At 32.9% G+C, this 15,907-nt stretch carries 13 protein-coding genes; all 13 read right to left on the bottom strand.

Features of this window, described 5'->3' with window-relative positions:
* Window positions 1-6: 6 nt before the first annotated feature.
* On the bottom strand, window positions 7-738 hold the full coding sequence (locus HCAN_RS03500) for a formyltransferase family protein (RefSeq protein WP_006656801.1): 732 nt from the start codon (window positions 736-738) through the stop codon (window positions 7-9).
* Window positions 735-1,799 carry a Gfo/Idh/MocA family protein gene (locus tag HCAN_RS03495; RefSeq protein ID WP_006655360.1) on the bottom strand — a complete coding sequence of 355 codons (1,065 nt, stop codon included), beginning with the start codon at window positions 1,797-1,799 and terminating at the stop codon, window positions 735-737. The genes HCAN_RS03500 and HCAN_RS03495 overlap by 4 nt, the downstream gene beginning before the upstream one ends.
* Window positions 1,793-2,872 carry a DUF354 domain-containing protein gene (locus tag HCAN_RS03490; RefSeq protein WP_006655359.1) on the bottom strand — a complete coding sequence of 360 codons (1,080 nt, stop codon included), beginning with the start codon at window positions 2,870-2,872 and terminating at the stop codon, window positions 1,793-1,795. Before HCAN_RS03490 ends, HCAN_RS03495 begins: the two co-directional genes overlap by 7 nt.
* Window positions 2,869-4,560, bottom strand: a complete 1,692-nt coding sequence (gene asnB, locus HCAN_RS03485) for an asparagine synthase (glutamine-hydrolyzing) (RefSeq protein ID WP_006656800.1) — start codon at window positions 4,558-4,560, stop codon at window positions 2,869-2,871. Before asnB (HCAN_RS03485) ends, HCAN_RS03490 begins: the two co-directional genes overlap by 4 nt.
* Window positions 4,561-4,578: 18 nt before the next feature.
* A complete protein-coding gene (locus tag HCAN_RS03480) occupies window positions 4,579-4,827 on the bottom strand; it encodes a hypothetical protein (protein WP_006655357.1) in 249 nt (82 codons plus the stop codon).
* A 23-nt stretch (window positions 4,828-4,850) separates the two neighbouring features.
* A complete protein-coding gene (locus tag HCAN_RS03475) occupies window positions 4,851-5,999 on the bottom strand; it encodes an SGNH/GDSL hydrolase family protein (protein ID WP_006656799.1) in 1,149 nt (382 codons plus the stop codon).
* On the bottom strand, window positions 5,996-7,009 hold the full coding sequence (locus HCAN_RS03470) for a methyltransferase domain-containing protein (protein ID WP_006656798.1): 1,014 nt from the start codon (window positions 7,007-7,009) through the stop codon (window positions 5,996-5,998). The genes HCAN_RS03475 and HCAN_RS03470 overlap by 4 nt, the downstream gene beginning before the upstream one ends.
* Window positions 7,002-8,111 carry a glycosyltransferase gene (locus HCAN_RS03465; RefSeq protein WP_006655354.1) on the bottom strand — a complete coding sequence of 370 codons (1,110 nt, stop codon included), beginning with the start codon at window positions 8,109-8,111 and terminating at the stop codon, window positions 7,002-7,004. Before HCAN_RS03465 ends, HCAN_RS03470 begins: the two co-directional genes overlap by 8 nt.
* Window positions 8,112-8,114: 3 nt before the next feature.
* Window positions 8,115-9,860 (bottom strand): asparagine synthase (glutamine-hydrolyzing), encoded by a 1,746-nt coding sequence (gene asnB, locus HCAN_RS03460; RefSeq protein ID WP_006655353.1) that lies wholly within the window; start codon window positions 9,858-9,860, stop codon window positions 8,115-8,117.
* Window positions 9,861-9,940: 80 nt separating this feature from the next.
* Complete coding sequence (locus HCAN_RS03455; protein WP_006655352.1) at window positions 9,941-11,047, bottom strand: glycosyltransferase; 1,107 nt, start codon at window positions 11,045-11,047, stop codon at window positions 9,941-9,943.
* A 56-nt stretch (window positions 11,048-11,103) separates the two neighbouring features.
* Entirely contained in the window at window positions 11,104-12,678 is a 1,575-nt protein-coding gene (locus HCAN_RS03450; protein WP_006655351.1) for a hypothetical protein, read from the bottom strand.
* A complete protein-coding gene (asnB, locus tag HCAN_RS03445) occupies window positions 12,666-14,543 on the bottom strand; it encodes an asparagine synthase (glutamine-hydrolyzing) (protein ID WP_006655350.1) in 1,878 nt (625 codons plus the stop codon). Before asnB (HCAN_RS03445) ends, HCAN_RS03450 begins: the two co-directional genes overlap by 13 nt.
* Window positions 14,543-15,832, bottom strand: coding sequence for a 3'-5' exonuclease family protein (locus HCAN_RS03440; protein ID WP_006656797.1), 1,290 nt, complete (start codon window positions 15,830-15,832; stop codon window positions 14,543-14,545). Before HCAN_RS03440 ends, asnB (HCAN_RS03445) begins: the two co-directional genes overlap by 1 nt.
* Window positions 15,833-15,907 lie beyond the last annotated feature (75 nt).

Here is a 15,907-nt window from a genome sequence, read left to right as displayed (position 1 = left end):
TTAACCTCACGAATCTGACTTTGATATAAAGCAAAACTTCCTCCCTCCAATGATGCAATAGGGTGGCTCAAATCCCGGCATTGCAGTTGCTCTAATGACTTTTTCAATTAACGCCCCCCCCCCATACAAATCAACACACTTTAATGCTTCAATCTCTCTGCGATAATGAAACTCTCTTTTTAACACTACACAATCGCTTTGAGGAGTGAATTCATACTCTCCATTGATTAAATAAGGTAATTTCTCACAAAACAATTGTAACCCCTCTTGATTAGCTAACTCCACTAACTCACCTACAAAACAATCCTTTGGAATCGCAAACCGCCTCTCAAATATAATATCCCCACTATCTATTCCACAATCCATTTTATGCAAGGTTACTCCAAACTCGCTATCTTCGTTTAAAATAGCAAAGCTAAATTGATTACACCCACGATATTCCGGAAGTGGTGCTAAATGCAAGTTGAATGCAATTTCCCTAGCACAATTAATGTGTTCTTGTTGTAAAATCAAATGATACTGCACACTAAAGAGTAAATCAAAGTCCAACTTCAATAAATCGTCTAAATTTTGAATTTCTTTAATATTATGTGCCTTACAAAACTCTTTAATTTCCACACCCCTATGCGAAGTTCCCACCGCAATAATCTCATAATCCAATTCTTTTTGCCTAGCAAATAATTGAGCTAAGCACTCAAACCCTATCTTTTTTGCTCCCAAAAATACAATTTTTTTCATAAATGTCCTAATTTACACTGCTTAGGCTGGAATCGCAAAAAAACTTCTTTACCTGTTTCAATTGATTCATACATTGCAATAATTAGTTCCAAACTCTTTCGCCCCTCCAAACCATCAACAAGTGCTTTTTTATTATGCACAATCGAATCAATCACATGCAAATAATATTCTTTATGACCAAATCCATAAACATTAGGCGGATTAGTCGAGTATTTTTCTCTCACTTCTTTATCGCTTTCTAAAGATTCCACAAAATTCCAAGTTTTGATTTCATTTACTGCAAATCCACCAATCTCGACACTTCCAAACTCTCCTAGAATCGAAATACTGCCTTCTAAATCTTTAGGGCGTGTAGCAGTGGTTGCTTCAATCACCCCCAAAGCTCCGTTTTTAAACTTCAAAACCGCTACTCCAGTGTCTTCAGTTTCAATTTCACTTAATGCCGTTATGCTTTTAGCAAACACGCTCTCCACATCACCCATCATCCATTCTAATAAATCAATATGATGACTAGCTTGATTAGTAAAAACACCTCCATCCATCGCCCAAGTCCCACGCCAAGAATCTTGACGATAATATGCATTGTCTCGACACCATCGCACTCGCACGCTGCCCATTACAAGCTTACCAAATCTCCCCGCTTCCAAAGCCTCTCTTAATTTTTGAACGGGCAAATTATAGCGGTTTTGCTTAACTACAAAAAGCCTAATTCCATTTCTATCACAAGCTTCAATCATTTTATCAGCATCTTCTAAAGTCAATGCCATAGGCTTTTCAACAATAATATGTTTTTTATAAGGTGCAACTTCCAAAGTATTTTTAGCATGCAAGCCACTTGGAGTAAGAATAGAAACAATATTAATTTCCTTTTTGCAAGATTCCATCATCGAATCTAAGCTTGTAAAATAGGGGACTTGATATTTCTCTCCAAATTGCTTGGAACGACTTTCATCTATATCGCACACACAAACTAATTTAGCACCTTCAATCTCACCCCTACTTAAAAGCTCTGCGTGACGAAGGGCGATTCTCCCACAACCAAGCAATGCCACACCTAACATAAAATCTCCTTTGTAATTCTCTCAATCATAGAATCAAAACTGCATTCTCCACGCACAAAATAGCTTTGCGAATCAATTCTTTTACCTAACATAGACTTTGCAATTTGCACAATCTCATTGCAATCTTGACTCCAAAACATTAGTTTGTTTTTAATCAAATACTGATCATGAACTAGCCAAATTGAACGCGTGGAAATAGTAGGGATTCCATAACAAACTGATTCAAGATTCATTGTCCCACCTCCACCAATAAACAAATCAATAAAAGGATAAAATTCTTCTGGCTTTAGCTTCTCTTCTAAAATAGTAGCAATCTCTCCAAAATCCTTTTTTAGTCTCTCTTTTTCATAGCGAGGCATAATCACTAAATTCACATCCATTTCTTTTTTTAGCAACGGAATCACTTCATAAATAGTCGGAATTTGCTCTTTGACATAATGGGCTTTATACTCTTCTTCGCGAATTAGAATTGTAGGTTTTTGCGTATCTAATCCATAGCGTGTTCGGAAATCATTTTTAGAATCTTTTTGGATAGCATTTATCCACAATGCCACATCAATAAAGGGATACGATTGGATTTGATTTTCATCGAGCGCAAAACGCAACATTAATTCTTTAGGAAAAATAAAAGGATAAAAAAATATTTTTGAAAAAGGCAAAGTGAGCCTAGCTACCGCAGTTAATTCCTTTGGACATTCGCTATCTTTTGGCTTAGTAAAAGCAGGAGTATCATAAATATTCACCACTGGGATCCCAATCCCATAGGCTACCTGCACACTATCAACTACAGCCCCACAAATTAGCACTTTTGGAACCCCTCTTGCTTTAAATAAATCCAAAATTTCTTTTTGCCTAAAAATCCTTGCTTCAAATTTTTCCAAAAGTGTTGCACCCCCATATTCTCCAAGCACAATATGTGGAATCTGATGCAATTCTAAAATTTCTTTTGCTTCGGTGTAATTTGGAGCATAACGCGTTGTTACAAGCACCTCAAATCCCCTTTTCTCTAGCTCCCTAATCATCCCCGCAAAAAACATCGCATATTTAGGAGTTGCGACATCAATCCAAATCATATCTCTCCCTTTAAACGCATTTTTAATACTTCAAAAAACGCTAAGCGTATCCCAAAAAGTGAGCTAACATTATAGCCTAAAGTCTGGGCTAAAACAAATTCAGGAGCACTAAAGCCAACTTTATCCGCTCTCCAAGCAAGCTCCTTGCTTCCTAATCTCTCTAGCAAAAGCCTCAAAAGATATTTGCTATATCCTTTAGCAAATTTCAAAGAAGACTCCAAAGAAAAAGCAAATTCAACCAAGCGATAATCCGTAAAAGGTGTGCGATTTTCAATCCCAAATCGCATTGCATTTCTATCCTCATAACGCAAAAGATTAGGCAAATTATATTGAAAAGTATCCAGCCACAACCCTTGAGTAAAATCTAGCAAAAATCTCCCCAAAAGATTTTCCATAGAAGGAAGTGGCAATTCATTTTCTTGCAAGATTCTCATTCCCTCTTGATTATCTTCTCTAAAAAGCTTTAATTTTAAAGAATCATCCAAAGAACACTTTAAGCCAAATCCATATTCCCTCAAAGCTTCATTGCCATAGATTCTAATACGATTTTCAAATTCTTTATAATGAGCAAAAATATATCTCCCAACATGATGATAATATCCACCAAAAAGCTCATCTGCTCCCTGCCCGCCTAAAACAACCTTGCAAAAAGGTGCGATATTTTTAAAAAGCAAATATTGCGAATAAATAGAAAAACTGCGAAAAATCTCATCTTGATTCTGCACCAAATTCCTAAAATCCTCTTTGACACACTCTAAATTTGGCGTGATATAAGAAACATCAATTCCCAAATCTTTCTGTAATTGCTTCATATGTTGTATTTCATTTTGCTTTGTTTCTTTGAAATTTATCCCAAAATATAAGCACTCCACCCCGATTCTCTTAGCTAAATGTGCTAAAATCGAACTATCCACTCCACCTGAAATGCAAAGCGCCATAGGCACATCTGATCGCAGCCGTATTTTCACCGCATCACTTAGAATCTCCTCTAGTCTATCCAATGCTTCTTTCTGCCCCAAAGTACTATCCACACAAGGCACACATTCCCAATATTTTTTTATCTTAAGCTCTCCATTAGAAAATCGCCCAAATGAAGCAGGTGGAAAGCTAAAAATACCTTGATAAATAGTCTTATTCTCACTCCCATTGCCAAATAAAATCCATTTTGAAACTTCTTCTAAATCAAAACTAAACTTCCCAATCTCCAAAATCGCTTTAATCTCAGAAGCAAAAAAGAATTTTCCTTGATTTAAGGCATAAAAAAGCGGTTTATTCCCCATTCTATCACGCGCTAAAAATAAACTGTCATCGCGTTTATCGAGAATACAAAAGGCAAAATCCCCATTTAATCTTTGAATACATTCTTCACCCAAAAACACATAAGCATGAAGCAAAACTTCCGTATCACTCTGTGTAAAAAAGGGGATTCCCTGCTTTTTTAATTCTTGTCTTAGTTCTTTATAATTATAAATCTCACCATTAAAAACTAACACCAAATGCGGACAAAATGGCGAAGTAAAGGGTTGATTTGCCTCACTATCTAAGTCAATAATACTCAAGCGATTGTGTGCTAAAGAAATGATTCCATCACTAAATTCTCCACTAAAATCAGGTCCCCTATGCTTCATAGCCTCTGATGCTTTTTTAACCAATTCTAATGGATAATTCCCCCCACAAATGCTACACATCAAAACTTTCCATTTTTGCTACTCTTTGTTTGATAATATTTTAAAAACCTCTTGAGCTACAATCTCATTACCTCTTTTATTGCAATGAATCCAAAAATTCGTAAATAATGACTCGCTATTTTCTTTAATTACTTCATTTAAATCAAATAAATACGCACAATCAATAGCTTTTTTCTTTAATTTTGTTAAAAATTCTGGGGTTTGCTCTATAATTTTATTATAATAAGAGAATATTTCATTAAACAACTTCTCTTCTTTATGCCGCATCTCTTGCTCTTCCTTTGTCCATTTTAACTTGCAAGGCAATAGGGGTTGAATAAAGGCATAAAATTTGCCCCCCCCCCCCCGACCACTACTGCTCTCTCAAATTGTCTCAACCTTTCATTAACTGCTTCAACAACATCAGAAACGCAAACTTTATGATTAATTGCGTTAGATATCTTTGCCATTTCACTATAGAGAGGCAACTTACTTTGGATAGCCATCTTACACGATTCCTCCCATGCCTGTGGCACATAAACCATTTTATGCCTTTTAATCAGAACATCACATGAAGATACAGCACAACGCATTTCGGTTCCACCAAAAAATGTCAATACGATATCAGGCTTTAAAGGATACACCAAAGCATTATAAAGCAAAAATTGCTCATAAAGAGTGGAACCTGTTACTCCAAAATTCACAACTATAAATTCTCTTCCCAGCTCTTTTTGCAAAATCCCCGTAATCGTATCTTCATAAGATAAATAATCTACTCTTAATGCACTATTACCCATACAAGCAACTAATTTAATCTTTCTGTCTCTACTAGCCAATGCCTCAAAATCAATTTTTTTAACAAAATAAAAATCTTGATCACCATCATGAGATTTGGAATTTGCGATATAAAATCCAGGATAATTTAAATAGGTGCTATCCCATATTTTTGGTGCAGTCTCATACATCTTAGCATAAACACTTCTTTCTTCTAAAGCATCAAATGCTATTCTAGTTTCCAATACCCCTCTATTTACTTTATTAGCATAATGTTTGTGAATAAGATTTTGTAATTTTTGATGAAAATTATCTAATACAAAATTATCTTTTTGTATAAATAAAAAAAGTTCTGTCGCACTACCAAAGTATTCAAAGTTTAAATATTTCATATTTTTAGTATAATTTTGGGATCTAAAATTTTTTATTTTATCTTCTCGGACACCCACTCTTAAGAGTTTATCTTTTAATCTACAAGCTTTATGGTTTTCAAATACCGCTATAATAACTAAATCAAACTCTAATAAATCCAATTCTCCACTAATAAAATTTTCATCAAAAATGCTTTTTCTTGAAAAATCTAGCTTATCATCATAGACTCTTACATAAAAATCAAAACTCAAGAAAAATTCCAAAGCACTTTCCCCTACCCAACCATATCCATAAATTAAAATTTTTTTCATCATTGTTTATTCCTTATCTTTTTTCCTCTGCCTTCCCAACCATTATATCCAGAATTAGTTTCCACTTCACTTAGCCCAGCTTCTTGCAAATAACGATGCAATGTTTTCATTCTTATGGGTCTATCATACCAAGGCGAAAGCATATCAAAAAAATCCAAATATGCCCATTCTTTTAGTTTTTCTTCGCTTAATCCTTGTGAAGTATAATCTGGGATTAACAACCTCCAATTAAGACGATTTGCTCTTTTTGGTGAAAACATTCTGCGATTGAATTTAAAAACGGGCCACATAAAATCGATATATTTTTTTCCAAAATTATATAGCATTTTATGAGGCAATCTCTTGGCAATTGGGCGAAAATAATATTTTGTATTAAACCAAGTATTTTTATTAAAAGGATAATGATCACAGACAAATTCCCCACCTTGCTTCAAAACCTCAACTAAAGATTTAATCGCATTTTTGGCACTTGGAGTATGCTGCAACACTCCAAAGCAAAAGCATTTATCAACTATACCCTCTTTAATGGGTAATTCAAAGATATTAGCCTGAATAAGCAAAAGGTTTTTACTTGGAGGATTACTTAAAGCATTTGCCTCCACCGCACTTGAATAATCAAAACTAATCACAACTCCATCTTTCTGTGCAATTTCTAATGCATAAGGAGTAAAACGACCACTACCACAACCAGCCTCCAAAATCACGCAATGTTCTCCATTCTTATTAACAACCCAACGAGTCTCTTCATAAAACCTCTTTTTGCTTGATTCCACTCCACTTTGACTATCATATTGCGTCTTTTTATGTTTATTCCATTCAAAACCAAAACTATCTGCATAATTATTTTGTGGGACAAATCGCGGAATTCCTTGAATAATCTCATACCCCCCCCCACACTTTCTACATAACAATTTTCCTTCATAAATAAATTCTTCATTACCCTTTGCATTTTCTACCTCTAATTGCCCTTTGCATTTAGGACAAACCAAAAATTCCAAATGCCCCTTATACATCAAAATTCTCCTTTAAAATTTGTAAATAATACTGCTTTTGCGAATTGGCATTTAACATCGGCGATTCTATCTTTTTAAATTTATGCATCAAACAATATAAAAAAGCCTCTCTTAATTCACTAAAATCATTAATTAAATAAGCATTTTTTTGATGAGACAAAATCATAGCGTGATTTTTAATATCACTTGCTATAACAAACACTTCAGCACATAATGCTTCCATAATGGACTGCGAAATGCCATCAAATAACTTCAAAGATATGATGGCATTACTTATTTGTAAATATTTGTGCATATCTTTATGATTAATCTCAACAAAAATAATATTACTATTCTCTTTGAAGTTAATTTCTCTATCACATTCATCATAATATTTTTTTTCTTGAGCCAATAAACTTACAATTAAACAAGTATCATTATCATTTTTGTAATTTTCTAAAAATACTTTGATAATTTCTTTTTGAAAGTGAATTCTCTTAAAAGTCCGAATCGAAAAAAATACATTTTGATAATTCTTACCTAACAATCGCATTTTTTCACTCTTTTTTTGACTTGAGTCTAACTTCTCAAAGAATCTATCCTCAACACCCCAACTTAAAATTTTTATTTTATCTTGATTTAAAAAAGGAAAACTGCTCATAGAAATTTCTTTCATAACATATGTTTTTCCTGTAATAATCCTTGCATTTTTCAATAAAATTCCAGTAAAAAATTTCTTTTTCCCATAGCAATCTTCTTCTTTATTAATATCTCCTCCCATTGTATGCACTATCACGCGTTTTCCCCATAATGCTAAGAGCAAATTCTGATATAATCGACTTGCCCAATGAACAACAATAAGTTTAGGCTTTAATCTCAAAAGCAAAAACAATGTATAAAAAAAACTATATAAATAACGCATTCTAAGCGATATTATTCTAGGGTGTTGGAGAACATTAAATCCAGTATAATCAGATAAAGTAGCCTCATCAAGTCTTATGTTATTGGCATTATGTAAAATATATTTATCATAAGGTAGATCTTTTAACATCATAATTCTTGGCTTCATTAATGGACTACTTAAATCTGCTAAAATTAAAATATTCTCCCTTACTTTTTTCATTTTTTAAATCTCCAACCACATTCCAAGCACAATCAAATAAAAACCGACATTTCCTACCCTTCTCTCATTGCTGTAGAGTATTTTTATAAACTTCTCACAAGAATCTTCCCTAATGATTCCATAATGAAAAAGTGCGCTATCCTTGCTTAAAATCTCTCTTAAAAGATTAAACCAATCATTCTTTATCCAATAATCAATAGGCACATTAAAGCCATGCTTCTCTCTTTGCAAAATTTCTTGTGGCAAAATACTTTTAAAAGCCTCTTTAAGTAGCCATTTCTCCCCATTTCTCAAAAGTGTTTCATAGTCAAGCTGTTGAGTAAAACTGGCAATACTAGGAGAAACAAAAATTGCCCTACCCTCTATACTTTCACTCATACACATTCTATCAAGTTTTGTCATCATTTCATTAGGCAAATAAAATTCTCTATCAAAGTCAATAAAAGCAATGGGGCTAGAATCACCCCTAGGAAAATAACCCCTAGAATCCAAGTCTCCAAAAAAATCCAAATTTAAAAATTCTTTTTTCTCGCTTTCAAAAGCATAATAATGCCAACCTTTTGGTTTTTCTTTTGTGATAAATTTTGGATCATTGAAGGCTAGTTTTGGATACCAAGTATAGCCGCCAAAATACTCATCTGCTCCATCACCACTCAATAAGACTTTAATTCCCAATTCTCTCGCTTTTCTTGCAATCATCTTAACACCAATGCCAGAAATTGCACCAAAGGGCTGATCAATATCTTGAATAAATGATTTTAGGAAGTTTTGATAATTTTTTGCATTCACTTTAAGTGTAAAGTGTTGAGAATTAATATTTTTGGCAACAAGCATAGCAAATTCACTTTCATCAGCAAACCCACAATAAGGATCATAATTATCCAAAAAAGCAATATTAAAAGTTGTCAAATTACCCAATGATTGCTGTGCTAAAGTTGCTACAATACTACTATCAAGCCCACCGCTCAAAAATGCTCCAATAGGAACATCACTCATTAATCTCCCTTGAATACTCTTAGTAACAATCTCTTTTGTTATGCCCACTAAATCTACATTTTGATCTTGGCGAATAGGCGAAAATCGTTGCAAGGTTTTTTGCCAAAATTCAAACTCATTATATTCCAAACTTTGACAATCAAAGACCAAATAATGTCCTTTTTTCAATGCTTTTACTTCATTGTAAATACTTTGCGGTTCTGGGATGAAGCCAAAAGTAAAAAAATCCCATAGAGCTTGAGGATTCAGCGAGAAACTTCCAAAATATTCTTTCAAAGGTTTTATAAGCGTGGAAAATGCAAACTTTCTGCCGCACTTTGCATAATAAAGCGGCTTTTCACCAACACCATCGCGCGTTAAAATAATCTTGCCACGCCTTTTATCATACACCATTATCCCAAACATTCCATCAAGAAAGCTAAAACATTCTACTCCATATTCTTCATACATAAAAGGCAGAATCTCCCCATCGCAATGCCCTTTGAAAATATACCCTTTTTGCTCTAACCCCTTTTTTAATTCTCTATAATTATAAATTTCACCATTAAAAAGCACTACAATTGAAGAATCGATATTCACAAAAGGTTGTTCTCCAAAATACAAATCATTAATGCTTAGTCGATTCATTCCTGCGACAAAATTTTCTTCAAAAAATAAATAGCTGCCATCAGGACCTCTTTTTTGCATTAAACTTAATATTGATTCTAGTGAAGCAATATTGCTTTCCCCATAAATTCCAACTATCGCACACATTGATATTCTCTATACATTTGCTTTGCCACTATCCTAATTTTCAATATTTTTATTTTGCTATATCGGCAAATTCTATCTATTTATAAACAACAAGTTTTTATTTGTTGAAATTCCTTTAATAACTGCAATTCAAAATGCTCATATGAAAAATTCTCCACACAAGCTCTAGCAAGTCTTGCAAAGTCTTTCCTTTTTTGTTCATCTTGTAATATCTCTATACAATCACACAATCCATTCACATCATTAGTATCAAAGAATAATGCATTTTTTTTAAAAATTTCTTTATGCGGCTTGATATTAGACAACACAAGTGGTTTTGAAACACTTGCCGCCTCCAAAACCGCATTAGGAAACCCTTCAGTAATCGATAAATGCACAAAAATATCAGCCGTCTTTAAAAATCCATACATATTGGTTTGGTAACCTAAAAATTCAATATTTTTCAATTTATATTTTTGTTTTTTAGCTTCCAATTCTTCTCTTAATTCACCCTCTCCAAACACAAAAAAACGAATATTTATCTTGCGTTCTTGCAATACCTTACAAGCCTCAAGTAAAATTTGATAGTTTTTTTGCTGGTGCAATCTTCCTATGCTTACACAAATGATCTCATTATTCTCTCTCTTGAATTTCTCGCCAACACTTGCCATAGCTTCAATTCCCTTAAAATCAATAGGATTATATAAAATACCTATTTTTTGCTTTGCAACACCAAAATTTTCTATAATGTCTTGACTGGAACTTTTAGAATTACAAATCACTCTAACTGCATTCTGCATACATAAAGAATAAAGTTTCTCATTAATTTTTGATTGGGGAAATGTTTTTGCCACAAAAGAAGGCTCACAACGCACAAAAATACAATAAGGCTTATTCAATATTTTTGCACTCATTGCCACAAAATAACTCGTTATAAAATCCATAAAAGAACAAATAATATCTGCTTTTTCTGCTATTTGCGAGATTCTATCAAGTATTAAAAAAGCATTAACCATCAACCCTTGCGTTTCTTGTTCTAATAAATAATGGGTTTTAACTTCTGGAATCTCTAATAATTGATCAGTTTTTTTTAAAACAATCAATTCGACTTCAAATTGATTTTTTTGCAAGATGGGAAGCAGGATTGAAAGCACCTTTTGAGCACCACCTCCTTGACGCATCACATCAATCACAAAGACAACATTCATTACTAGCCTTCTTTAATAAATACTTAAATTCTATCAAAATAGACTTTAAGCTTCTTTTAAAGATTCTCTAAAAAACTAGCAATCCATTTTGAAGATTCTCCTAAATGATAAACTTCTTCCTTTTGATACTGCTTCAATTCCTCTAAAATTTGCTTGCCTTTGGTTTTTAAATCTAATTCCAACTGCAAAGCTACTTTTTTGAAAGTTTCTAAATCTAATGCTACTCTATGCAATTTTGGATTAGTAAATGATACACCAAAATTTTCAATTCTTAAATCAAATTCCTTTTTAGGTAAAGCATATAAAATAACGGGCTTACAAACGCTAAGTGGAGTGCTATAGGAAACGGAAGAATTGTCAGCAATAACAATACTTTCCATAAGCAATTCATAGCTTAAATTTTCACTCAAATCAAAAGAAAAATTAGAATATTCTTTAAATTCATCTAAAATCTTGTAAGGATCTCCACTTTCCATATATTCCACATAATTCCTCAAAGCTGGATGTGGGCGAAACATTACTTTTTTATTGTTATTTAATAAAAACAAAATAGCTTCTTTTAACTCTTCTGCTTTCATTAATCTTGGAATAAACAAAAATTGCTTAACTAGAGATCGAGGAGGACTTTGAAGCTGAATTTTATGATCCAATCTTGGAGAACCACTTTTGCAAACTTCAATCTCCAATGAATTCTCTTTAAAAATTTTCATAAAAGCATTATATGATTCCCTATCCATAGCGCAGTAATGACTAAAGGGAGAGAAATAATAATAAACATATTGCCTTAAATTTTTCTCTTTAATATTTCTTGGTGCAAGAGCAAATGCCTCCGCCAAAGAATGCCCAATACCAACCACTTTCCGCCTTGCTTGATTTAAAGATGGCATTCCACCTGAGAGCCTCAAAGTAACCTCATAATTAATAAAATAATCCGCGATCACCCAAGGCGCAATCAAGACTGATTGCTTTGCCACTTTATCTTTATATTTTGAATAATATTCCATACTCCCAAAATACCAAGCAACTTTTACATCATCTAAAATAAAGGAGGTGATTTCAAAAGTATGAGGAGCAAAATCAAACATAATCCCTTTTTGCAACTCAAGAGAATAGCCACTTTTTTCTAAATTATTTTGTGTTACTTGACAATACTGCAAGACACATTGCCTCAATTCTTCTAAAGCAATTTTAGAACAATAATAAGTAAAAAGATCATAAAAGTAATAATAATGCTTAATCCACTCATCTTCATAAATATGCAAGATTCTATTATCTAATAGCTCAAATTTAGCCCCCCCCCCCACTGACAATTCTAAAATATTCTTGCACAAAAGATAGGCTACAAATTCCCTACCATCAATCAATCTTTGAATTCCAGCCTTGCGACATTTTTCTTCCAATTCTTCATAAACATCTCCACCCATTAGCAAAACATATTTTTCACTTTGTCTTATCTCCTTTGCATATCTTTCAAGACTACTTGCTTCCTCTTTATCATCTATACCTACAAATTGAACTTCTCTATAAATCTCTCTTAGAATCTTTAAGAGTCTTTCTGCACAACCCCCATTTGGATAAATATAACAATACTCTTGTAATTGAATCTTTTCATATTTACTCAAATATTCCATTCTTTCCTCCAAGCACAAAATATATAAATATACCAAATTTTAGCAAAATCAACGCGTTCTCCACGATCAAAATCACCAATTAATTTCTCTAAAAATCGTCCATCTAAATACCCATGCGCATAAGGCAATATTTCATCTAATAGATGCCTAAGGTTTCCACGCATCCACTGCTCCAATGGAATCCCAAATCCCATTTTAGGTCGATAAATAAGCTCTCTAGGCAAAAATCTCTCTAAATATTTTTTAAAAATTCTCTTCCCAGAAATAACTTGTCCATCCTCTTGTTTTATTAAATTTTCTAGAGGATTTAAAGAAACCATAAATTCTACCAATTCCTTTCCTAAAAGTGGTTCTCTCATTTCCAAACCAACATTCATACTTGCTCTATCAGTTTTAGTCAAAATATCTTCACTTAAGTAATTTTGCAAATCAAAATAACTCATCTGTTTAAAATAATCCAATCCATCACTATCAAAAATCTGCCATTTATTTAAAATTGGCAACCCATTGGCTCTCAAGCCTTCTCTCCTTAAATGTGTGATTTCCACCAAATAATGCTCCAAGAAACTTTTAGAATCCAATTGCCCTTTAATACGCAAAAATTTATCTATACCAACTTTTAAACCGCATTGTTGCAAAAGTTTCACCATAATTTCAGGATTCAATATCTTTAATAAAAAACTTAAATTTTTATATTTTTGATATTTTCTATAACGATAAAAAGCCCAAAAATATCTGTCATAACCCAATCCAAGTTCATCACCACCATCTGCACTTAAAGCAACTTTATGTGTCTTTTTAATATTTTGCACTAAAAGCAAAGTTGGAATTGCAGAAGAATCACCAAAGGGCTCATCATAAATCCATGGGAGACTTGGAATAATATTTTGTGCTTCTTCTAAGCTACAAAGAAATTGATGATTTTTAACCCCCAAGATATTAGCTATTTTTTTTGCATAATTTCCTTCATTAAAACTAGATTCCATAAACGAAATAGAAAAAGTCTCAAAATCATATCCCGATTCTTTTAACACCGCACACACAAGACTTGAATCAACGCCACCACTTAGGCACACTCCCACATTCACATCACTAACCATTCTTAAGGATACACTTCTGTGCAACTTTTCTTGAAAACAAACAGAATCAAAACAATTATTTATTCTATAATAAGATTTAACATCATAATATCGCACTTTTTTGATAGCTTTCTCTAAACCTTGCTTCTTGATATTTTCTAAATCTATTTGCAAATAATGCCCTTGCTCCAGCTTATAAGCATTTTTCAAAATACTAAAAGGGGCAGGAATATATCCTAACTCCAAAAAATAGCTTAGGGCGACTTCATCAATCTTTTTTTGCAATTTTGGATAAGCCATTAACGCCTTTAACTCAGAGGCAAACAAAAAGCAATGGGAATCATAGTAATAATAAAGTGGCTTAACCCCAAATCTATCGCGAAAAAGATAAAGTTTCCTCTCTAAAGAATCATAAATAACAAAGGCAAACATACCCTCAAAATACTCTACGCAAGTTGCACCCCAATGTCTAAAACTAGATAGCAACACCTCTGTATCACTCCTAGCTACACAATTAACACCCTTGTTTTGAAGTGTTTTTGCTACTTCTTTATAATTATAAATCTCTCCATTAAAAACTAAAATATACCGATCATCACAAAAAGGCTGATGAGAATAACAACTCAAATCAATAATAGAAAGTCTGCGGTGAGCCAAAACAATTTCATCTTTAATGATTATTCCACAATCATCAGGACCACCATTAATCATAGTGTCCCTCATTTTTTCTATATTATTTTTTAAGCCATTCTCCTCAATCTCAAACCCACCAACTATGCGACACATTATTCCTCATTTAGTCCATATTCACTAGTAAGATACGAAGCAAGATATTCACTTGCCTTTCCATAATTATAAATTTCTCTTTTTCTATATTCTAAAATCTTTTTATTCCATTTGTTTAAATTTTGGTATATTTTGCTAACAATAGCTAAAAGCCCCCCCCCCCCAATCAAAGAAACATTCACACCTAACTCACCAATATCTTGATCATAGCCTTCTTGATTGTGTTCCACGACAACCGAAGGGCAAAGAGTAACCAACGGAAAAGAAAATTTGGAAGTTGTTTTAGAACACACTAAACAAAAAGATTTTTGATAAGACTCTAAAGACATAGGATTAGAGTTATCTATAGTAAATTTTTGATGATCTAAAAATTGCTCTAGGTATTGTAAATGAGAATCTTCCCATTCATAACGATATCTTAAAATAACCGAAAATCGTTCCAAAACTTCTTTTATACTAGGAATCATTCTCTCCAATTCTCCTAAATCATAAGGAGTAAATAAAACACTTTCTTTAACTAACATTTTAGTGCTACTAAAATCTTTTGCAATCTTATCATACCCTAAATATCCAATGGGCAAAAATCGAGTTATGCTATCGGCTTTTTTAGGCATAAATTCCCTACCCACAACACAAACATCATTACCCAAAACAGCTTGAATCCTACCATTCACATTCCAATCTACAATTCCATGTCCCACATAGATAACTTTAACATTTTTATGGTATTGATAAGTGCCAGTAACACAAATAACTTTAGGAAAGTCCAATAAGGGCAAAAACTCATAGGAGAGATACAATAAACATTGATTCTCTTCATCCAGCCTTTCCAAAGCTCTCTCATAAGAACCTCTTTGTGAGCAAAATAATAAAACTTTAACTCTCCTCTTTTTTAATTCCTCTTCCAAGAATCCAAAATGTTTATCTTTGACAAAATCAGGCAAAATTAATGCACATATAGCATTCCAACCTTTTCTTGCACATTCATTTCCAAGTTTATAAATTGCTTTTTGTGCATATTCTTCCATACCGCCTAATATATAATCAATCTTTTCTCTCTTGATTTTTTCTACAATTGTTTCAAGATTAAGCTTATATTTTGGAGAAAGCCTACTAAGCGCAATATAAATAATGCCTTTTTCTAAAGCAATTCTTTCTTTTAAATCATTAAAGTTTCTCCCCTTTATATCATCATCGATATATTCGGGACACACTCCATCAACATACTCCATACACCAACCAAGTTGCTCTCCAGTCACCCCTTTAGGATAAATATATACTTTACTCATCTATACCCTCATACACCTTTTTAAAAAATAATGAATGTTTTTGATAATACTGCAAAACAAACTCAGCAATCTTTT

This window comes from Helicobacter canadensis MIT 98-5491 (assembly GCF_000162575.1).
Classification (GTDB): Bacteria; Campylobacterota; Campylobacteria; order Campylobacterales; family Helicobacteraceae; genus Helicobacter_D; species Helicobacter_D canadensis.
The sequence above is the reverse complement of the archived record's forward strand: the minus strand, read 5'-3'. Positions and strand labels throughout refer to the sequence as shown.